The sequence below is a fragment of the Nonomuraea endophytica genome (assembly GCF_014203235.1).
In the GTDB taxonomy this organism is placed as follows: Bacteria; Actinomycetota; Actinomycetes; order Streptosporangiales; family Streptosporangiaceae; genus Nonomuraea; species Nonomuraea endophytica.
Genome location: NZ_JACHIN010000013.1, coordinates 87,597 through 106,466, shown reverse-complemented (window position 1 = coordinate 106,466; position 18,870 = coordinate 87,597). Strand labels below are relative to the sequence as shown.

The following is an 18,870-nucleotide window of genomic DNA, read 5'->3' as shown; positions in this document are numbered from 1 at the left end:
TAGGCTCTGACCTCGTGGTTCCTGTCTGGGTGATCAGCGGCCCGCCGGGCGCGGGCAAGTCCACCGTCGCCGCCGCGCTCCTGGCCCGGCTGACGCCGGTCCCGGCGCTGCTGGACAAGGACACCGTTTACGGCGGCTTCGTCACCGAGACCCTCCGCGCGTACGGCCGGCCGCCCGGCGAGCGCGAGGGCCCCTGGTACGACGAGCACGTCAAGCGGCACGAGTACGCAGGCCTGACCAGGCTGGCCCGCACGATCAGGGGCCACGGCTGCCCGGTGATGCTGGACGGGCCGTTCACCTCGCAGGTGCACTCGGCCGGGTTGTGGGAGCGCTGGGTGGAGGAGCTCGGCGGCGGCCCGGCGCGGCTGGTGTGGGTGCGCTCGGACGGGCCGACGTTGCGTGAGCGGCTGGTGGCCCGGGGTCTGGAGCGGGACGCGGGCAAGCTGGGGGCGTTCGAGGACTATCTGGTGGCGATCCGGGTGGACGAGCCGCCGGCCGTTCCGTATCTGGAGATCGACAACCGGCGGGGCGCGCCCGCGGTCGGCGACCAGCTCACCGCGGCGGGTATGCCCCCGCGAACACCTCGGGCAGGCGCGGGACCAGGCGCATGAAGACGCCGTCCTCGTAGGAGGCGTCCGGCTGGTTGGCGAGCTGCTGGGAGACGACGCCGGCGATCAGGCTCGCGGCCAAGGCCAGGCCCTCCTCCTCCGCGGCCTCGGGGGCGAGCTCGCCGCGGGCGACCGCGCCCTCGACCAGCATGGCGAAGTGCCGGCGGATGGCGAGGGCCGGGGCGTAGGCCTGCTCCGATGGGGTGAATCCGGGCACCGGGCGCCAGAACAGGAGCTGGGCGAGGATCTGGTTGGCCATGATCCAGCGGGCTCCGGCCTCCAGGGAGGCGCCCATGGCGGCCAGGCCCGGTTCCATGCCTTCGGCGGCCTGCCGTACCGCGTCGAGATAGCCCTTCTGCCCGTGCTCGAAGAGCGCGTCGTAGATCGCGGCCCGCGACGGGAAGTACTTGTACAGCGAGGGCGGCTGAATGCCGAGCCGTCTGGCGACGGTGGCCATGCTCAGCGCGGCCACGCCGTCGGCGGCCATCACCTCCAGGGAGATCCGCAGGATCTCCTCCTGGGTCTCGGTCCGGCGGCGGGCTCGACGGTCTGTCACAGCCATAGCATAAGCTATAGGTAGTAGCTAAAGCTATGAGGAGTTCCCCGTGGACATCATTCTGGCCGGACTGAAGCAGAACAACCTCAAGGACATCTCGCTGAGCCTGCCCAAGGAGCGCCTGACCGTCTTCACCGGCGTGTCGGGCTCGGGCAAGTCGTCGGTGGTGTTCGGCACGATCGCCACCGAGTCGCAGCGGCAGATGAACGCGACCTACAACGCGTTCATCCGCAACCGGCTGCCCAAGTTCGAGCGGCCGCGCGCCGAGCGGCTGGCCCACCTGACGCCCGCCGTCGTCGTCGACCAGAAGCCGGTCGGCGGCAACGCGCGCTCGACCGTCGGCACCATGACGGAGATCCACCCCATCTTGCGCGTGCTCTTCTCCCGGTACGGCAGGCCGTCCGCGGGCCCGGCGACCGCCTACTCCTTCAACGACCCCCAGGGCATGTGCCCCGAGTGCGACGGCCTGGGCAAGACCGTCCAGCTCGACCTTGACCTGGCCATCGACAAGACGCTGTCGCTCAACGACGGCGCGCTGCGGCTGTGGTCGGTGGGGTCGTGGACGTGGAAGCTGTATGAGCAGTCCGGCCTGTTCGACATGGACAAGCCGGTCGGCGAGTTCACGCCGGAGGAGACCCACCAGTTGCTCCACGGCGAGAGCTTCAAGCTGGAGCGCGGCACCTACGAGGGCGTGGCCGACCGCTTCAACCGCCTCTACCTCAAGCGCGACAAGGAGCTGGTGTCGGCGAAGAAGATGCTGGCCGAGGGCCCGTGCCGGACCTGCGGCGGCGCCCGGCTCAACCGGGCGGCGCTGGACTCGCGCATCGGTGAGCACAACATCGCCGACTACGCCGCGATGGAGGTCGCCGATCTGATCGTCGTGCTGGAGGGCCTCGGCAACCCGGTCGCCGGCCCGGCCGTGGCGGCGCTGCGCCGCATCGAGGCGGTCGGCCTCGGCTACCTCAGCCTCGACCGGCAGACCGGCACGCTGAGCGGCGGCGAGGCGCAGCGCCTGAAGACCGTGCGCCACCTGGGCAGCTCGCTGAGCGGGCTCACCTACATCTTCGACGAGCCGAGCGTCGGCCTGCACCCGCGCGACGTGCACCTGCTCGGCGAGCTGCTGCTGGAGCTGCGCGACAGCGGCAACACGGTGATCGTGGTCGAGCACGACCGCGACATCATCGAACTGGCCGACCACGTGGTGGACATGGGCCCGCGGGCCGGCACGTCCGGCGGCGAGGTCGTCTACGAGGGCAGCGTGGCGGGCCTGCGCGCGGCCAGGACGCTCACCGGCCGCATGCTGCGCCGCACCACCGGGCTCAAGCCGGAGGTGCGCGCGCCGTCGGACTGGATGACGATCACGGGCGCCTCCCGCCACAACCTCCACGACGTCTCGGTACGCGTCCCGCTGGGCGTGCTGACGGCGGTCACCGGCGTGGCCGGATCGGGCAAGAGCACGCTGATGGCCTTCGCCGACGGCATCGCGATCGACCAGTCGCAGATCGGCGGCTCGATCCGCTCCACGCCCGCCACCTACCTCAACGCCATGGACGCCATCCGCAAGCTCTTCGCCACCGCCAACGGCGTGGAGCCCGGCTGGTTCAGCTTCAACGCGCTGGGCGCCTGCCCGGCCTGCGAGGGCAAGGGCGTGATCAAGACCGACCTCGCGTTCATGGACCCGGTCACCTCGGTCTGCGACACCTGCGGCGGCAGCCGCTACAACCCGACGGCCCTGTCCTACCTCTACGAGGGCCGCACGATCGCCGACGTGCTGGCGATGACGGCCGAGGAGGCCGACGGCGTGTTCGGCATGTTCGGCGCGCTGAGCGAGCTCGGCCTCGGGTACCTGACCGTCGGGCAGCCGCTGAGCACGCTGTCGGGCGGCGAGCGGCAGCGGCTCAAGCTGGCCCACCGGCTGCGCGAGAGCGGCAACGTGTACGTCTTCGACGAGCCGACGACCGGGCTGCACATGGCCGACGTGGACACGCTGCTGGCGCTGCTGGACCGGCTGGTCGACGGCGGCAACACGGTGATCGTGGTGGAGCACGACCTGGACGTGGTCAAGCACGCCGACTGGGTGATCGACATGGGGCCGGAGGCGGGCCAGCACGGCGGCCGGGTGGTGTTCACCGGCACGCCGGCCGAGCTCGTCCACGCCTCCACCCACACGGCGAAGCACCTGGCTAGGTCACTCGAAAGTCCTCGTCGCGCGCGTCGATGATCGCCATGTGGCCGGGCAGGTGGCCGATGGCGAAGTCCACGGCGCCGAGCGCGAGCTGGGGCGTCACGCCGCAGGCCCAGAACACCGGCACCTCCCCCGGCCGCAGCGGCACCTGATCCCCGAAGTCCGGATTTTTCAGGTCTTGGATCCCCAAAGCCATCGGATCCCCCACGTGCACGGGCGCACCGTGGACCGCCGGGTAGCGGCCGGTGATCTCCCGCGCGGCGGCCACGAGCTCCTCCGGGATGGGCCGCATCGAGACGACCAGCGGCCCCGCGAAGACGCCGGCCGGCTCGCAGGCCACGACGGTGCGGTACATCGGCACGTTCACGCCCAGCTCGACGTGCCTCATCGGAATGCCCGCCGCCATCAGCGCCGCCTCAAAGGTGAAGCTGCAGCCGAGCAGGAACGCGACCAGGTCCTCGCGCCAGTCGGCCACCACGTCCGCTGCGTCCTTGACCGCGTGGCCGTCTCGGTAGACCCGGTATCCGGGCAGGTCGGTACGGAGGTCGCCGGGGAACAGGCGGGTGGCGGTGGCGCCCGGTTCGCTCACGTCCAGGACGGGGCATGGTTTGGGGTTGCGCTCGGTGAAGCGCAGGAAGTCACCGGCGTGCCGGGAGGGCAGCGCGATGAGGTTCGCCTGCGTCCAGCCCGCGCACCAGCCCGCCGTCGGGACCCGCTCCCCCTGCCTGAACCTGTCCCGCGCCCGCGCCGGGCTGAGCTCCGATTCCCGCACGTCATCTCCCCTGGGCTTTTCGGTCGGGCGCGAGTAGAAAGTGACTCGTGCCCCCAACGGACTGGAACGCCGCGGAGACCCGCCTCTGGCACGCCTTCCGCCAGGGCGCCGAGCTCGACCTCGCCGCCCTGGACGAGGCCGAGCGCAAGGTCCGCGCGGACGTCGTCGCCGAACTCCTCCTGCACGGCCCGGACGCGCTGCCCGGCAGGGTCGCCGCGCTGAAGCTCACCGGAGCCGAGATCCAGGGCCGTCTCGACCTGGAAGGCGCCGTCATCGAGCCCGCGCTGGCCCTGGTGGGCTGCACGTTCGAGCACGGCGTGAACCTGACCACGGCGACGGCCGGCGCGATCTGCCTCAACGACTCCCACCTCCCGGAACTGTCGGCGGAGCTGCTCAGGGCCCGGACGTTCATGATGCGCGACGCGGAGCTCGACGGGAACCTCTGGATCCAGGGCGCCCGCGTCGACATCGACATCGACCTGGACCGCACCCGCGTCGCCGGGTTCCTCAACGCCAACCTCGCCGTCACCGGCGGCTGGCTCAACGGCCGCGGCTCCCCGCGCCACGACGACGTCGAGCCCGGCCTCACCATCGGCGGCGAGCTCGACCTGGTCGGCGCCCAGCTCGGCGGCCTCGACCTGCACGGCGCCAGGATCGGCGACGGCGTGTGGGCCAGGGGCGCCGTCATCGGCTACGCCTGCCTCGCCACGGCCGAGATCGGCGGCCCGCTCAGCCTGCGCGCCGCCCGGATCACCGGGGAGCTCGACCTCGACGCCGTCGTCATCCGCCCTCCGTCCGACCCCATGATGATCGACCTGACGGACGCGGAGGTGGCCACCGCCGTCGTCACCCCCTCGCCCGACAGCTCCGGCCGCCTCTCGCTGCGCAATGCCCGCATCACCGCGTACGCCGACCAGCCCGGCGCCGGCCACGAGACCGACCTGGACGGCTTCGCCTACCAGCGGCTCCACCCCCTGTCACCGGAGTGCGCCGACGAGCGCCTGGCCTGGCTGGAACGCGGAGCCGCGCCGAGCACACCACAGCCCTACGAGCAGCTCGCCGCCGCCTACCGCGCCGTCGGCCTGCACCGGGAGGCCGGGCGCGTGCTGCGGGAGAAGCTGCGCCGTACCTCGCGGGCGCGGGGCGGCCTCGCGCGGGCGTGGGGCGCGCTGCAGGACCTCGTGCTCGGGTACGGCTTCCAGCCGTGGCGGGCCGTCGTGGCGTTCGCGGCGATCCTGGCGGCGGGGACGGTCTACTTCGCCACGGTCAGCTGCCCGTCCCTGTGCCCGATCAAGGCCGGTGAGCATCCGGCCTGGGATCCGTTCCTCTACACCCTCGATCTGCTGATCCCGCTCGCCAACCTGGGCCACGACGGCGTCTGGAACCCGGTGGGCCTGGCCAAGGCGGTCAGCCTGATGGTGATCGTGGCCGGGTGGGCCCTGGTGACCACCATCGCGGCCGCGGCCGCCCGCGCCCTGACCCGGCCGTGAGAATCTGTCGGTGACGGCGTGTTCAATGGCGAACCATGGAACATCGGAAGGGCCCCTTCTGGGACGTGCTGGCCGGTCGGGCCGACCCGCCGCAGGCCGCCGCGCTGCTGGGCTGGGAGCTGATCACGGTCGACCCCGGTCAGGGCACGATCTCGGTGGCCTTCCGGGCCGACGAGCGGTTCACCAATCCGGTGGGGGCGATCCAGGGCGGCTTCCTGGCCGCCATGCTCGACGACACCCTGGGCCCGGCGCTGGTCGCCACGCTCGCGCCCGACCAGTTCGCACCCACGCTCGACCTGCACGTGCAGTTCCTGCGACCGGCCCGGCCCGGCCGTCTCGTGGGGCACGGGCGCGTGGTCGGGCGCGGCGGGGGCGTCGCGTTCCTGGCCGGTGAGCTCGTCGCCCCCGATGGCGAGCAGGTCGCCGTCGCCACCGCCACCACCCGCATCCAGACCGTGCGGCCGTGAGCGCGGTGGTCAGGCGCGGCCGCTGGCCTTCTGGCTGCGGCGGCTGACCGAGTCGATGACCACGGCGGCCAGCAGCACCGCTCCGGTCACGATGAACTGGATCGCGTTGCTCACCCCCTGCAGCGCCATGCCCGAGGCGATCGACTGGATGACCAGCATGCCGAGCAGAGCCGAGTAGGTGCTGCCCCGGCCGCCGAACAACGAGGTGCCGCCGATGACGGCCGCCGCGATGGCCATCATGAGCACGTTGCTCTGCCCGGTGGCCTGGCTGGCGCTGGAGATGCGGGAGGCGGCGAAGATGCCGCCCAGCGCGGCGAAGGCGCCGGAGATGGCGAAGACGGACATGCGGATGAAGGCCACGTTGATGCCAGCCCGCCGGGCGGCCTCGATGTTGCCGCCGACCGCGAAGATGCTGCGGCCGTACTTGGTGCGCCGCAGGACGAAGTCGGTGACGATCACGACGGCCAGGAAGATCAGCAGGGCCAGCGGCAGGCCCCGGTAGAGGTTGAGCACGTAGGCCACGCCGAACGCCACGACGGCCAGCACCGCGGTGCGGAAGACGATGTCGCCGACCGTGCGGGACGGGACGCCGGCGGCGCGGCGGCGGGCGTTGCCCACGAGCGAGACGAGCAGGAACCCGGCGGTCGCGGCGGCGGCCAGGCCATAGGCGGCGATGACGTAGGCGAAGTAGGTGTCGGTGAGGTTGGAGATCAGGCCGTCGGGCAGGTTGATGGTGCCGTTGGGGCCGAGCACCCACAGCTGGAAGCCGGTCCAGGCGAGCATGCCGGCCAGCGTGACCACGAAGGACGGCACGCCGATCTTGGCGAAGAAGAAGCCGTGGAACAGGCCCATCGCGCCGCCGACCGCGACCGCGACGACCATCGACAGCAGCGGGTCCCACCCCTGGCCGACGCTGAGCACGGCCAGCACCGCCGCGCAGGCGCCGCTGACCGCGCCCGCCGACAGGTCGATCTCGCCCAGGAGCAGCACGAAGACGATGCCGACCGAGATCAGGCCGGTGGCGACGATGTCGACGCTGAGGTTGGACAAATTCTGCGGCGACAGGAAGCGGTCGTTGAGCGTCTGGAAGACGAGCCAGATGACGACCAGCCCGACGATCACGGGGAGCGGGCCGAGCTCGCCGCCCTTGATCCGGCGCCGGAACTCGCCGAGGTAGCCGGCGAAACCCTCCTCGCGCACCAGCAGCCGGGGGTCCACCTGCGCCTCGCCCGCCGGGCCCGCCGGCTTCTCCTGCGTCATTCGCCCTCCTCGGAGCGGGCCCGGCGGCGGGAGACCGCGTTGTCCGTGGCGCCGGTGATCGCGGCGATGATCTCCTCCTGCGTGGTGCTCCGCGCGTCGAAGACGCCGTTGTTCCGGCCCAGCCGCAGCACGGCGATGCGATCGGCGACCGCCTTGACGTCGACCATGTTGTGGCTGATCAGGATCACGCCGAGTCCTTGGGCGCGCAGCCGTTCGACCAGGTCGAGGACCTGCGCGGTCTGCTCGACGCCGAGGGCGGCGGTGGGCTCGTCCAGCAGGACCACCTTGGGCTCGCCGAGCAGCGAGCGGGAGATCGCCACGGTCTGGCGCTGGCCGCCGGACAGCGAGGCGACCGGGATCCGCACGCTCGGGATCTTGATGGACAGCGTGTTGAGCAGGTCGCGCGAGCGCTTCTCCATGGCGACCTCGTCGAGCACGCCGAGGCGGCGGATCTCGTTGCCGAGGAACAGGTTGCCGACCACGTCGAGGTTGTCGCAGAGCGCGAGGTCCTGGTAGACGGTGGCGATGCCGAGCGACTGCGCCTCGCTCGGACTGTGGATGGTGACCGGCCGGCCCTGCCAGCGGATCTCCCCCTCGTCGGGCGGGCCGACGCCGGCGATGACCTTGATCATCGTGGACTTGCCCGCGCCGTTGTCGCCGACGAGCGCGAGGACCTCGCCGGAGTTGACCTCCAGTGAGACGTCCGACAGCGCCTGCACGGCGCCGAAGCGCTTGGAGACGCCCTCCAGGGCCAGGACCGGTGCCACGTCAGTTCAGCCCGGCGGCCTTGCAGGCGGCCTGGACCTGCGGAGTGCAGATCTCCTTCACGGTCCAGAACCCGTCCTTGACGACCGTGTCGTCGATGTTCTGCTTGATGACGACGATCGGCGGGATGATCTGGGCGGGGATCGAGTCGTTCGTCCCGTTGTTGACCGTGACGGTGCCCTTGACGTCCTGGCCGGTGCCGAGCGCGATGGCCATCTCGGCGGCGTTGCGCGCCTCCGGCTTGATCGGCTTGTAGATCGTCATGGTCTGGGTGCCGAGCAGGATGCGCTGGATGCCGGCGAGTTCGGCGTCCTGGCCGGTCAGCGGGGTGCCCGGCCTGACGCCCGAGTTCTGCATGGCCTTGGCGATGCCGCCGGCCATGCCGTCGTTGGCGGCGTAGACGCCGATGACGTTCTGCGCGCCGAGTGCGGTGAAGGCGCCGTTGGCCTCGGTGTTGGCCTGGTCGGGGCTCCAGTCGGGGGTGTCGTACTCCTTGCCGATGGTCACCTGGCCGTCGAGCACCGAGTGGGCGCCCTTCTTGAAGTCACCGGCGTTCGGGTCGGTGGGCGAGCCGTTGATCATGACGATCGGGCCGCGCTTGGGGTCGCCGCCCGCCTTGACCGCGTCCAGCAGGGCCTGGCCCTGCATCTTGCCGACCTCGATGTTGTCGAAGGAGGTGTACGCGTCGACGGGCCCGCTGGCCAGCCGGTCGTAGGCGACCACCTTGGCGCCCTGGTCGGTCGCCTTCTTGACCGCGCCCGCGATGGCCTTGGCGTCCACGGCGTCCAGGATCAGCACCTTCACGCCGTTGGTCAGCATGGTGTCGACCTGCTGCTGTTGCAGGTTCGGGTCCTGGTTGGCGTTGTTGTAGACGACCTCGCACTTGGGGCACAAGGCCTTGATGCCCGCGGTGATGTACGGCCGGTCGAACTTCTCGTACCTGGCGGTCTTGGACTCGGGAAGCAGCAGGCCGATCTTGAAGCCCTGCTCCACGGTGCCGATCGCGCTCGGGCTGCCCGGCGCGCCGCCGCCGGTGCTTCCGCCGCCCGACTGGCCCGCCGTACCGCAGGCCGCCGCCAACCCCAGGACGGCCAGGAGACCGCCGATAACCTGTGCTTTCACACGGCGAGCCGTACCCAGGCGGCATACCGGCGCGCGCCGGCTTGCCAATCCTTGCCCAGGTGATGTCGGGGTCTTGGTCAGATGGGCTGGACGGGCTCCGCGGCGCGTTCGTCGTAGGCGCGGCGGGCGGCGAAGACCTCGTCGGCGTGCTCGGCCGACCACTCCGCGATGGCCGCGAGCAGGCCTCCGGCGCTGCGGCCCAGTTCGGTCAGCTCGTAGTCGACGCGCGGCGGGATCGTCGGGTAGACGGTGCGCCGGACGAGGCCGTCGCGTTCGAGTGCGCGCAGGGTCTGGCTGAGCATCTTCTGGGTGATGCCGTCGAGGATGCGGCGCAGTTCGTTGAAGCGGCGCGGGCCGTCCAGGAGCGCGCCCATGACCAGCGTGGACCACTTGCCGGTCAGCATGTCGAGGATCGCGCGGGGCTTGCAGGCCCGCAGGAACGCGTCGGCGCCGCCGTACCTGCGCAGGTCGGGAAAGGTGGTATCCATCAGGTACCTGGATATCAAAAGGGTGCCTTCTTCACAAGTGATACCACCCGCGGCCACGATGGCAGGCATGAGAACGATCGTTTACCGCTCCTTCGGCGGGCCCGAGGTCCTGGAGCCCGCCGAGGTCGACAGGCCCGTGCCCGAGCCGAACGAAGTGCTGGTCAAGGTGCACGCCGTCGGGGTCAATCCGCCCGACTGGAAGTTGCGGCGCGGGCCGTACCCGCCGCGCTGGGTGACGCCGCCGCTGGTCCCCGGCTTCGACGTGTCCGGCGTGGTGGAGGCGTCCGGGGCCTACCAGGGCAGGTTCGTGCCGGGCGACGAGGTGTTCGGCATGATCCTGTTCCCGAACCCGGCCAACGCCTACTCCGAGTACGTGGTGGCCAGGCCCCGCCAGTTCGCCCGCAAGCCCGAAGGGCTGAGCCACGTGGAGGCGGCGGCGCTGCCGATGTCCGGCCTCACCGCCTGGCAGGGCTTCGAGGACTCCTGGGACGTACGGCCCGGCCGGCGCCTGCTCGTGCACGGGGCGGCCGGCGGGGTCGGCCACCTGGTGGTCCAGCTGGCCAAGCAGCGCGGGGCGTACGTGATCGGCACGGCCAGCGCGGGCAAGCACGACTTCGTCCGGCGCATGGGCGCCGACGAGGTGATCGACTACCGCGCCGGGGACTTCGCGCGGGCGGTCGAGCCCGTGGACGCGGTCTTCGACATCGTCGGCGGCGACTATCCGGAGCGCTCGCTGCCGCTGGTGAAGGCGGGCGGCGCCTACCTCGGCGCGGCTGACATCTCCGACGAGGTCGGCGCCCGCTACACGGCCCGCGGCGTGCGGTGGCGGCGTTTCCAGGTGGAGCCGGACCACGCGTCGCTGGCCGAGCTGGCCAAGGTGCTGAACGTGCACGTGGACCGCACCTTCCCGCTGGAGGAGGCGGCCAAGGCGCACGAGCTGGCCCAGAGCGCGGACTTCGTCGGCAAGATCGTCCTGGAGGTTTGACATCACCCTCGCGTCAATCTACGTTGACTTATCTAACGTCAATGAACGTTGACGCGAGAGGAGTCCGCATGCATGCGCTGGCCATGGCCGTGAGCGCGAACCTGCCCGTGATCCTGTGGGGCGCGCCCGGCACCGGGAAGACCTCGTCGGTGCTCGCCCTCGGCGAGCATCTGGGGCTGCCCGTCGAGGTCGTCGTGGGATCCGTCCGGGAGCCGAGCGACTTCGCCGGGCTGCCCGTCGTGCGCGACGGCGGCACCTGGTTCGCACCGCCCCGCTGGGCCGAACGGCTCGCCGCCGCCGGGCAGGGCATCCTGTTCCTGGACGAGCTGACCACGGCGCCGCCCGCCGTACAGGCGGCCATGTTGCGGGTCGTGCTCGAACGGGTGGTCGGGGATCTCGCGCTGCCCGACGGGGTGCGGATCGTGGCCGCGGCCAATCCGCCCGCGCTGGCCGCCGACGGGTGGGATCTGTCGGCGCCGCTGGCCAACCGGCTGGTTCATCTGGATTGGTCGATCAGTGCGGCTTCGGTGGCCGACGGGTTCATGGGCGGCTTCGCCGTACCGGATCTCGCGGGGGTCGGGGCGCCCACCGCGGCCGAGGTCGGGGCGGCGCGGGCGCTGGTGGGGGCGTTCCTGCGGGTACGGCCCTCGCTGGTGCTGGCGGTGCCGGAGGACAGCGGGCGCGCGTGGCCCAGCCCCCGCACGTGGGAACTCGCCGCGACCGCCCTCGCCTGCACCTCCTCCCGGCCGGGCGAGTGGCTGGAACGGGTGCGGGCCGAACTGGTGGTGGGCGCGGTGGGCGAGGCGGCCGGGTTCGAACTGCTGTCGTGGGTACGCGACCTCGACCTCCCCGACCCCGAGACCCTGCTGTCCGACCCGGCGGCGCCCCTGCCCGAGCGCGTGGACCGGCTGCACGCGGTGCTCGGCTCGGTCGTCGCCCACGTGCGCGCCGACGGCGGCGGCGAATCCTGGCAACGCGCCTGGAGCCTGGTCGCCCGGGTGGCCCGCCGTACCCCGGACGTGGCCGCGGGGGCCGCCCGCTCGCTGGCCTCCCGCCGCCCGGACGGCGCTCCGCTCCCGCCCGCGATGCTGGAGCTGGCCCCGATCCTGCGCGCCGCCGGCCTGATGCCGTGAACGTCGCCGCCGCCCGCCTGTGGGCTGTCACCCAGGCTCCCTACCTGGCCTCCGCCCTGTTCGCGCTGCGTCCCATCGAGCACCCCGACGGCCCGCCCGGGGTGAGCGCGGACGCCGACTGGAACGTCCACGTCTCGGGCGACCTGCCCGCCGAGGAGGCCGGGTGGTGGCTGATCCACCACGTCGGCCACCTGCTGCGCGACCACCCCGCCCGCGCCCGTGGCGAGTCCTGGCCGCTGGCCTCCGACGCCGAGGTCAACGACGACCTCCCGCCGCCGCCCTTCCCCGCCGTCTCCCCCGACACCCTGGGCCTGCCCCCGGGGCTGCTCGCCGAGCGGTATCTGGAGCTGGTCGGCCTGATCGACGTTCCCCCCGAGCTGGTCGCGTGCTCGGCGCCGCCGTACACCGGACCCGCCGTCATGACCGACGTCGAACGCTCCCTGCTGGTACGCGCGGTCGCCGCCGACATCGACGCGCACCGGGGCGCGGCCCCCGGCGGCTGGCGGCGCTGGGCCGAGGAGGTGCTCCGCCCGGCCGTGGACTGGCGCGCCCTCCTGGCCACCCTCGTCCGGCACGGCCTCGGCCGGGCGACCGGCCGCGTCGACTACAGCTACGCCCGCCCGTCGCGCCGGTCCGTCCCGTCCGTGGTGCTGCCGTCCCTGGTCCGGCCCGTCCCGCGCGTGGCCGTCGTCGTGGACACCTCCGGCAGCGTCCGCGAGGAGGCGTTGCGCCGCGTGCTGGGCGAGGTGGACGGCGTGCTGCGGGCGGGCGCGCAGGTGGACGTGATCTGCTGCGACGCCGCCGCCCACCCCCCTCAGCGGGTACGGCGGGCGCAGGAGGTCACCCTGGTCGGCGGTGGCGGCACCGACCTGCGCGAAGGCCTGAAGGCGGCCGGTGCCCTCCACCCCGACCTGACCGTCGTGCTGACCGACGGCGACACCCCCTGGCCCGCCACCCGTCCCCGTCACCCGGTCGTCATCTGCCTGATCACGCCTCCCGATCCGGCTGCCGTCCCGGCGTGGGCGCACGTGGTGCGGGTGGAGTCATGAGCGGGTGGAAGGGGTTCACGCAGGGCGAGATGCGCCTTTGGCGGCGGGCCGGGTTCGGCGAGGAGGAGGCGGCGGCCTGGCGGGAGGCCGGGGTGGAAGATCCGGATGACGCGCGGCTCTGGCGCACCACCGGCGCCACCCCCGCCGGCGTCGTCTCCTGGCAGCGCGGCGGGCTGACGCCCCGGGACGCGGTGCGCTGGCACGAGCTCGGGGTGGCGCCCCGGGAGGCCGCCGCCCGCCACCTGGCCGGCGAACGGCCGCACCGGGTGTCGCTGCCGGCCCGGCTGTTTCCGGGGATACGGCTGAGCGATCTCGCACCCGGGCCGACGGCGTCGCTGCGTACCCTGCTCCGCGCGGGGGTGCCCGTGGACGTGGCGCGCGCCTACACCGACGCCGGGTGGGACGGCGACGCGGCGCGCGACTGGGCCGAGCGGCGGATCCCGCCCGCTGAGGCGGAGGTGTTCAGGGCGATGGGGTTCACCGCGGCCGAGGCAGCACGTGCGGGACGACCGCCCATGGAGGTGCTGGCCGCCTGGTGGGGCGCGGTGCCCCTGGACGAGGTGGCCGCCTGGTGCGCCGCCGGGCTCGGACCGCGGGAGGCGGCGGCGCAGCGGGCGGCGGGCGTCACCGCCGAGCAGGCGGCCGTCCTGCGCGCCCTGCGGTAGTCCTGACTCATCTAGACCACTGCTCCGGACAGCGGCTGTGTGACTGCCAGTTTCGGGGGCGATGGCAAGTGACGCCACCATGAATGCCGACGTCGGATCGGGCTCGCACGTCATCCCCTCTCATGTCGAAATCCTCCCCGTATAGTCGTGCTTAACCCCCTACACTAGGAGGCCTCGACAATATCTGTCATATTTCCTGACTTATCCCCATTGCGACCCAAGAAAGGCCGTCTTACCTTCCCGTTATGGACCTCGAGCTCAGGCACCTCAGAATCGTCCGCGCCGTCGCCGACGCGGGCAGTGTGAGCAAGGCCGCGAACCTGCTCGGCCTGGCGCAGCCCGCGTTAACCGCCCAGCTCAAACGGATCGAAAGGGTGCTCGGAGGCTCCCTGTTCGAACGTGACAGGCGCGGCGCCAGGCCCACACTCCTCGGCGAACTGGTACTCGAACGCGCCCGCGTCCTGCTCCCCGCCGCCAAAGAACTTCAGGATGAAGCCCTGCGATTCGCCAGCACCCCCTCCGTGCGCTACCGCATCGGCGCCACCAACGGCCCCGTACTCGGCGGGCTCGTCGACCGCCTCGCCGCGGAGCGCCCCGTCACCACCCACACCTCCTGGTCGGAACACGAGCTGACCACCATGGCCGACCTCGGCCGCCTCGACTACGTGCTGATCGGCGCCTGCGGTGACAGCGGCGCGCCCAACGGTTCGCTCGAATGGGAGACGATCAGCGTCGATCCCGTGTTCGTCCTGCTCGGCGCCGGTCACCGGCTGTCGGAGGAGAAGGAGCTCGAACTGGGCGACCTGGCCGGCGAGCAGTGGTCGGTCACCCCCGGCGACGGCTGCTTCGCCGACTGCTTCGCCATGGCGTGCGCCCGCGCCGGCTTCACCCCCGGCACCATCTACGAGACCGACGTCTCGACCTGCGCGCACCTCGCCCAGGTCGGCCGCGCCGTCGTGCTCTGCCAGGCCACCCACCAGCCCGCCGCGGGCCTGGTGAAGGTGCCGCTGACCGGCGCGCCCCTGCGCTGGCGGCAACTCCTCGGCCGCCATCCCACCGCCCCCGACCCCGCGTGGGTCCTCGCCCAGGCCAAGGCCGCCCATGCCGACGCGGTACGGCGCAGCCCCGTCTACCAGGATTGGCTGGTGAGAAATCCGGGTTTTGGTACCGCGCCATAACCCGGTGATATGAGCAAGCTGATACTCCTCGCTCCCTGGGGCCCCGTCTACCGTGACGGCACCCCCAGCAGCGAGGAGACACCATGCTTCGTCGCACCCCGGCTCTGGTCGCGATCGCGATCGGGGCCCTGGTCGTCACGACCACGCCCGCCGTCGCCAAACCCCCGTCCGACGGCATGATCGGCGCCCTCCAGCGCGACCTCGGCATCACCAGGGAACAGGCTCTCGACCGCCTGGCCAACGAGGCTCGCGCCAGCCGTACCACGCCGTCCTTACAGAAGCGGCTCGGTGAGCGCTACGCCGGCGCCTGGCACGAGGGGCCGCAGGCCGCGCTCGTCGTGGCCACCGTAGACGCGGCCGACGCCAGAACGGTCACCTCGGCCGGCGCCCGGTTCAAGGTGGTCCAGAGGACGCTGGCCCAGCTGACCGCGGTCAAGGACGGCCTGGACCGGGCCACTCCGCCGGCCTCCGTCCACGCGTGGGCGGTGTCGCCACAGGACAACTCGGTCCTCGTCCAGACCGCCTCCGAACAGGACGCCCGCGCCTGGATCACCGCCAGCGGCGTGGACGCGGCCGCCGTACGCGTAGAACTCTCGGCCGAACGACCCAAGCCGTTCTACGACATCCGGGGCGGCGACGCCTACTACATCCCGTCGAAGGGCTACCGCTGCTCCGTCGGCTTCGCCGCCCGCCGAGGCACCACCCTCGGCTTCACCACGGCGGGCCACTGCGGCGACGTAGGCGACGCCACCCAAGGCTTCAACCGGGTCGACCAGGGCGTCTTCCGCATCTCGTCCTTCCCGAGCGACGACTACGCCTGGGTGGAGACGAACTCCCAGTGGACCGCCCCCGGCGTCGTCAACGGCTACAGCGCCGGAATCCTCCCGGTACGCGGCTCCGCCGTCACGCAACCCGGCGGCTCGGTGTGCCGCTCCGGCTCCACCACGCAATGGCACTGCGGCACCGTCCAGGCGCTGAACTCCACCGTCAACTACCCAGAAGGCACCGTCTACCAGCTGACCCGCACGAACGTCTGTGCCGAAGGCGGCGACTCCGGCGGCGCGTTCATCTCCGGCGACCAGGCCCAGGGCATGACCTCCGGCGGCTCCGGCAACTGCAGCAGCGGCGGCACCACGTACTTCCAGCCCCTCGCCGAACTGCTGTCGATAGGCGGCCTCACCCTGGTCACCGCCGGCGGCGACCCGAACCCGCCCACCGGCTGCGCGAACTACCGGGAGAAGTACACCGGCTCCCTCACCGCCAACCAGAACCAGATCCAGCCGAACGGCACCTACTACCAGTCCACGGTCTCCGGCACCCACGCCGGCTGCCTGGACGGCCCCAACGGCGTCGACTTCGACCTCTACCTGGAGAAGTGGAGCGGATCGTCCTGGTCCATCGTGGCCCGCGGCGACAGCGCCAACCCCGATGAGGCCGTGAGCTACAACGGCACCTCCGGCTACTACCGCTACCGCGTCCACGCCTACAGCGGCGCCGGCGCGTACACCATGGGCCTCAACCGCCCATAGTCCCCCATACGAGTACTCGCTCGCCCGCGCCCCGATAAGCGCAGGTCGTAAGGCTCAGGCGAGCGAGTACTCCCACCCCGGCCGCCAGTCGAACGGCGCATCCACCAGTTCCTCCAACGGCACCCCATGCAGCAGATTCTGCAAAGCCCACCGATTGGCCGAATGCGCGATGACCAGCACCGTCCGCCCCTGCCAGCGCTCCATCACCTCTTCGAGAAACGCCGCCGTCTCCGCGACAACCTGCCGATAACTCTGCCCACCCGGCCAAGGCACATCGACATGCCGCCGCCTCAGCCGAGCCAGCTCATCCACCGGCCGCCCGTTGTAGATCCCGTAATCACACTCCCGCAGCCGCACATCCCGCAAAACCTCCCGCCCACCCCCAAACGCAACCTCCGCAGTCTGTACGGCCCGCCGCAGGTCAGAGCTGTACACCACATCCACCCCGGCCCGCCGAACCCCCAGCTCCACCGCCAGCTCCCGCCCCCGAGCCGACAACTCCCCCGGCAGCCAGCCCGTGGCGATCCCTGTCTCGTTGTCCACGGTGATGGCATGCGTCTCATAGATCAGCTTGACGGCCATAGGTCCGAAACTACCGCTGCCGAGCGCCGAGAAAGCCACGAATGTGATCGCCTTGGACTCCATCTAGGCTGCGGGGCATGGAATGATGTCCCAGGCGGTGCTGCAGGCTCCGCCGTACAACTCCATCCAGGGGCGGTAGCTCAGCCGGTCAGAGCATCGGACTCATAATCCGTGGGTCGTGGGTTCAAGTCCCACCCGCCCTACTCTAAAGACCAGCCTCAATCCCTGCCTGACCTGCGCTAACGGCTGTTCATGGGCTCTCGACATGTGCCAGCGTGTGCCAGCCCCGGCCCGCACGTGCCGCCGTTCGCGGAATAGACGCGGAATGATCTTGCCGTCCGTGTCCGTCGCTGCTTGCTTGGGCGGGGTCAGGTGATGGCGCTTGGCGCGGCCACTTGAGGAAGAGCCAGCACCCGGCGATGCGACTGCGCCCTCTTCTCGATCGGTGCCGCGGGGGCACGTGCAGGTGCCTCGTTCTCTGCTGCGCTCGGCGTCACATGACGCTCTGGCGGTGGTCGCGTGGGCGATGTACGAGACGTTGATGCCGCGTGCCCTGGGGGGTGGCCGGGCGCCGGCCTACGCGCGGCGTTGCTGGGTGGCCGACGCGTTGAGTGTGAGTGAGAAGACCCTGGACGGCGCCCGCCGCCAGCTGCTGGCCGAGGACGTTCCGGGCGGGCCGTGGCTGTGCGCCTGCCGAAAATTACGTCCGTGCAGCTCAAGCGGCGTGTGAGTATTCGTGGAGAATGCCTCCGAGCCGGTCGTGTCGGCGGACGGTCAGGTCGATGACGCGCGCCGGTTCGGTGATCGGGTCCGGGACGGCGCGAAGTGGAGCCGCCTGGCCAAGGGCATGGTGAGCGCGATGCTCGTTGTAGAACTTCTCGTACTCGGCCAAAGCGTGGCGTAGATGGCGTTCGTTCCAGATCAGGCAGCGGTCCAGGAGTTCGCGGCGGCAGGTCTGCACCCACCGCTCCATGACCGAGTTCATCCGCGGCATCCGGATGCCGGTGAGCACGGTCTGGATACCGGCTTCGGCGAGAATCTCGTCCATAAGTATGGGGAACTTGCCGTCCCGGTCGCGGATCAGAAAGCGCATCCTCCAAGTCCATGACAAGGTTCCTCATCGCCTGGGTGACCCAGGCCTTGGTCGGATGGGCGGTAGTGCCAAGCACGCGTACGCGCCTGGTGGCGTGCTCGACGACGGCCAGGATGTACTGGCGCTGCCCGCTCAGGGTGACGGTCTCGAGGAAATCGCAGGCCAGGAGCGCGCCGGCCTGTGATCGCAGGAAGTCGGCCCAGGTGGTGGAGGCTCGTTCGGGTGCCGGGTCGATGCCTTCCTGCTGGAGGATCTCCCAGACCGTGGATGCGGCGACCTTAAGGCCGAGTGTGGTGAGCTCGCCGTGCACCCGCCGATATCCCCAGGACGGGTTTTCTCGGACGAGACGCAGCACGAGCGCGCGGACGGAGCGAGCCGTGGGCGGGCGCCCTCGCCGCCTATGCCGACAGGTCCGAGCGTGCCGCTGTTTCACGATCTCGCGGTGCCAGCGCAAGATGGTGTCCGGGCGGACGACAAGCCGGAACTGGCACAAGACTGCGCGGGGAAGCGAGGTCAGGAGTGCCGCCAGGAAGAGGCGGTCTTCGGGGGTGAATCTCACCCGCACATCGGTGCCGAGCTGCCGTTGCAGGACCATGATCTGGTGGCGTAGAGCGAGAATTTCGACATCCCTGTCACGATCACTCATCGGCAGTAGCCGCAGCGTGGCGAAGGCGTTCGTGACGGTCAGATAGGCCAGACGAAGAAGCACGAACGATCATCATGCCGCACCAGTCTTCCTCCACGAACGAGTGGAACAGCGGCTATGCCACCCCAGCCCTCACAGGGCCCTGAACTGGCCGGACGGGATTATCGGCAGGCGCAGAGCCCGCGTACGTCACGCGAAGCCCTCGCAGCGCCATGACCTGGGTGGATGTAATTATCGGCAGGCGCAAGTCGCCTAGCGAGCTCGGCCGCCTGCGCCGAGAAGGAATCCGGTCATGGC

Annotated in this window: 20 protein-coding genes and 1 tRNA gene; 13 read left to right on the top strand and 8 right to left on the bottom strand. The window is 71.1% G+C overall.

Annotated features, from left to right (window positions below):
- Positions 1 to 14: 14 nt before the first annotated feature.
- On the top strand, positions 15 to 611 hold the full coding sequence (locus HNR40_RS38760) for a P-loop nucleotide/nucleoside kinase family protein (protein ID WP_312896670.1): 597 nt from the start codon (positions 15 to 17) through the stop codon (positions 609 to 611).
- Here HNR40_RS38760 and HNR40_RS38755 read toward each other — a convergent pair.
- Positions 553 to 1,164: a TetR/AcrR family transcriptional regulator gene (locus HNR40_RS38755; RefSeq protein ID WP_184970524.1), complete on the bottom strand. Its 612-nt coding sequence runs from the start codon at positions 1,162 to 1,164 to the stop codon at positions 553 to 555. The genes HNR40_RS38760 and HNR40_RS38755 overlap by 59 nt on opposite strands.
- 49 nt (positions 1,165 to 1,213) lie before the next feature.
- On the opposite strand from HNR40_RS38755, the gene HNR40_RS38750 reads away from it, so the two are divergent.
- Positions 1,214 to 3,385, top strand: coding sequence for an excinuclease ABC subunit UvrA (locus HNR40_RS38750; protein WP_184970522.1), 2,172 nt, complete (start codon positions 1,214 to 1,216; stop codon positions 3,383 to 3,385).
- Here the strand turns inward: HNR40_RS38750 and HNR40_RS38745 are convergent.
- Positions 3,348 to 4,121 carry a putative hydro-lyase gene (locus tag HNR40_RS38745; RefSeq protein WP_184970520.1) on the bottom strand — a complete coding sequence of 258 codons (774 nt, stop codon included), beginning with the start codon at positions 4,119 to 4,121 and terminating at the stop codon, positions 3,348 to 3,350. The two genes, HNR40_RS38750 and HNR40_RS38745, sit on opposite strands and share 38 nt — an antisense overlap.
- A gap of 47 nt (positions 4,122 to 4,168) precedes the next feature.
- Between HNR40_RS38745 and HNR40_RS38740 the strand changes: the two genes are divergently transcribed.
- Positions 4,169 to 5,611, top strand: a complete 1,443-nt coding sequence (locus tag HNR40_RS38740) for a hypothetical protein (RefSeq protein WP_184970517.1) — start codon at positions 4,169 to 4,171, stop codon at positions 5,609 to 5,611.
- A 35-nt stretch (positions 5,612 to 5,646) separates the two neighbouring features.
- Positions 5,647 to 6,078 (top strand): PaaI family thioesterase, encoded by a 432-nt coding sequence (locus tag HNR40_RS38735; protein WP_184970515.1) that lies wholly within the window; start codon positions 5,647 to 5,649, stop codon positions 6,076 to 6,078.
- A gap of 9 nt (positions 6,079 to 6,087) precedes the next feature.
- On the opposite strand, the gene HNR40_RS38730 is transcribed toward HNR40_RS38735, so the two are convergent.
- The 4 genes from HNR40_RS38730 to HNR40_RS38715 all read right to left on the bottom strand — a co-directional run bounded on the left by HNR40_RS38730 (position 6,088) and on the right by HNR40_RS38715 (position 9,713).
- Complete coding sequence (locus tag HNR40_RS38730) at positions 6,088 to 7,338, bottom strand: sugar ABC transporter permease (protein WP_184970513.1); 1,251 nt, start codon at positions 7,336 to 7,338, stop codon at positions 6,088 to 6,090.
- On the bottom strand, positions 7,335 to 8,105 hold the full coding sequence (locus HNR40_RS38725; protein ID WP_184970511.1) for an ATP-binding cassette domain-containing protein: 771 nt from the start codon (positions 8,103 to 8,105) through the stop codon (positions 7,335 to 7,337). The genes HNR40_RS38730 and HNR40_RS38725 overlap by 4 nt, the downstream gene beginning before the upstream one ends.
- A 1-nt stretch (position 8,106) precedes the next feature.
- The gene (locus HNR40_RS38720) at positions 8,107 to 9,225 is read right to left on the bottom strand and encodes a sugar ABC transporter substrate-binding protein (RefSeq protein WP_184970509.1); all 1,119 of its coding nucleotides are present in this window, start codon (positions 9,223 to 9,225) and stop codon (positions 8,107 to 8,109) included.
- A 77-nt stretch (positions 9,226 to 9,302) separates the two neighbouring features.
- Positions 9,303 to 9,713, bottom strand: a complete 411-nt coding sequence (locus HNR40_RS38715; RefSeq protein WP_184970507.1) for a winged helix-turn-helix transcriptional regulator — start codon at positions 9,711 to 9,713, stop codon at positions 9,303 to 9,305.
- Positions 9,714 to 9,780: 67 nt separating this feature from the next.
- Here HNR40_RS38715 and HNR40_RS38710 point away from each other — a divergent pair, with 67 nt between their 5' ends.
- The 6 genes from HNR40_RS38710 to HNR40_RS38685 all read left to right on the top strand — a co-directional run bounded on the left by HNR40_RS38710 (position 9,781) and on the right by HNR40_RS38685 (position 16,252).
- Positions 9,781 to 10,698 (top strand): NADP-dependent oxidoreductase, encoded by a 918-nt coding sequence (locus HNR40_RS38710; protein ID WP_184970504.1) that lies wholly within the window; start codon positions 9,781 to 9,783, stop codon positions 10,696 to 10,698.
- Between the two features lie 68 nt (positions 10,699 to 10,766).
- Positions 10,767 to 11,831, top strand: a complete 1,065-nt coding sequence (locus HNR40_RS38705) for an ATP-binding protein (RefSeq protein ID WP_221341357.1) — start codon at positions 10,767 to 10,769, stop codon at positions 11,829 to 11,831.
- Complete coding sequence (locus HNR40_RS38700) at positions 11,828 to 12,880, top strand: vWA domain-containing protein (protein WP_184970500.1); 1,053 nt, start codon at positions 11,828 to 11,830, stop codon at positions 12,878 to 12,880. Before HNR40_RS38705 ends, HNR40_RS38700 begins: the two co-directional genes overlap by 4 nt.
- Positions 12,877 to 13,545: a hypothetical protein gene (locus HNR40_RS38695; protein WP_184970498.1), complete on the top strand. Its 669-nt coding sequence runs from the start codon at positions 12,877 to 12,879 to the stop codon at positions 13,543 to 13,545. The genes HNR40_RS38700 and HNR40_RS38695 overlap by 4 nt, the downstream gene beginning before the upstream one ends.
- A gap of 245 nt (positions 13,546 to 13,790) precedes the next feature.
- On the top strand, positions 13,791 to 14,723 hold the full coding sequence (locus HNR40_RS38690; RefSeq protein WP_184970496.1) for a LysR family transcriptional regulator: 933 nt from the start codon (positions 13,791 to 13,793) through the stop codon (positions 14,721 to 14,723).
- Between the two features lie 83 nt (positions 14,724 to 14,806).
- Positions 14,807 to 16,252 carry a S1 family peptidase gene (locus HNR40_RS38685; protein ID WP_221341356.1) on the top strand — a complete coding sequence of 482 codons (1,446 nt, stop codon included), beginning with the start codon at positions 14,807 to 14,809 and terminating at the stop codon, positions 16,250 to 16,252.
- A 54-nt stretch (positions 16,253 to 16,306) separates the two neighbouring features.
- On the opposite strand, the gene HNR40_RS38680 is transcribed toward HNR40_RS38685, so the two are convergent.
- The gene (locus HNR40_RS38680; protein WP_184970494.1) at positions 16,307 to 16,834 is read right to left on the bottom strand and encodes a histidine phosphatase family protein; all 528 of its coding nucleotides are present in this window, start codon (positions 16,832 to 16,834) and stop codon (positions 16,307 to 16,309) included.
- A gap of 129 nt (positions 16,835 to 16,963) precedes the next feature.
- Between HNR40_RS38680 and HNR40_RS38675 the strand changes: the two genes are divergently transcribed.
- Positions 16,964 to 17,037: transfer RNA gene (locus tag HNR40_RS38675), tRNA-Ile, on the top strand.
- 263 nt (positions 17,038 to 17,300) lie between these two features.
- Entirely contained in the window at positions 17,301 to 17,564 is a 264-nt protein-coding gene (locus HNR40_RS38670) for a hypothetical protein (protein WP_184970492.1), read from the top strand.
- Here HNR40_RS38670 and HNR40_RS53905 read toward each other — a convergent pair.
- Entirely contained in the window at positions 17,550 to 17,927 is a 378-nt protein-coding gene (locus HNR40_RS53905) for an integrase core domain-containing protein (protein WP_221341355.1), read from the bottom strand. The genes HNR40_RS38670 and HNR40_RS53905 overlap by 15 nt on opposite strands.
- Positions 17,928 to 18,345: 418 nt before the next feature.
- Here HNR40_RS53905 and HNR40_RS53900 point away from each other — a divergent pair, with 418 nt between their 5' ends.
- The gene (locus HNR40_RS53900; protein ID WP_221341354.1) at positions 18,346 to 18,537 is read left to right on the top strand and encodes a hypothetical protein; all 192 of its coding nucleotides are present in this window, start codon (positions 18,346 to 18,348) and stop codon (positions 18,535 to 18,537) included.
- Positions 18,538 to 18,870 lie beyond the last annotated feature (333 nt).

Bases quoted from the DNA above. Each gene is read 5' to 3' on its own strand.
- HNR40_RS38735 (WP_184970515.1), top strand. From the start codon at position 5,647: ATGGAACATCGGAAGGGCCCCTTCTGGGACGTGCTGGCCGGTCGGGCC.
- HNR40_RS38730 (WP_184970513.1), bottom strand. From the start codon at position 7,338: ATGACGCAGGAGAAGCCGGCGGGCCCGGCGGGCGAGGCGCAGGTGGAC.
- HNR40_RS38715 (WP_184970507.1), bottom strand. From the start codon at position 9,713: ATGGATACCACCTTTCCCGACCTGCGCAGGTACGGCGGCGCCGACGCG.
- HNR40_RS38710 (WP_184970504.1), top strand. From the start codon at position 9,781: ATGAGAACGATCGTTTACCGCTCCTTCGGCGGGCCCGAGGTCCTGGAG.
- HNR40_RS38705 (WP_221341357.1), top strand. From the start codon at position 10,767: ATGCATGCGCTGGCCATGGCCGTGAGCGCGAACCTGCCCGTGATCCTG.
- HNR40_RS38695 (WP_184970498.1), top strand. From the start codon at position 12,877: ATGAGCGGGTGGAAGGGGTTCACGCAGGGCGAGATGCGCCTTTGGCGG.
- HNR40_RS38690 (WP_184970496.1), top strand. From the start codon at position 13,791: ATGGACCTCGAGCTCAGGCACCTCAGAATCGTCCGCGCCGTCGCCGAC.
- HNR40_RS38685 (WP_221341356.1), top strand. From the start codon at position 14,807: ATGCTTCGTCGCACCCCGGCTCTGGTCGCGATCGCGATCGGGGCCCTG.
- HNR40_RS38680 (WP_184970494.1), bottom strand. From the start codon at position 16,834: ATGGCCGTCAAGCTGATCTATGAGACGCATGCCATCACCGTGGACAAC.
- HNR40_RS53905 (WP_221341355.1), bottom strand. From the start codon at position 17,927: ATGCGCTTTCTGATCCGCGACCGGGACGGCAAGTTCCCCATACTTATG.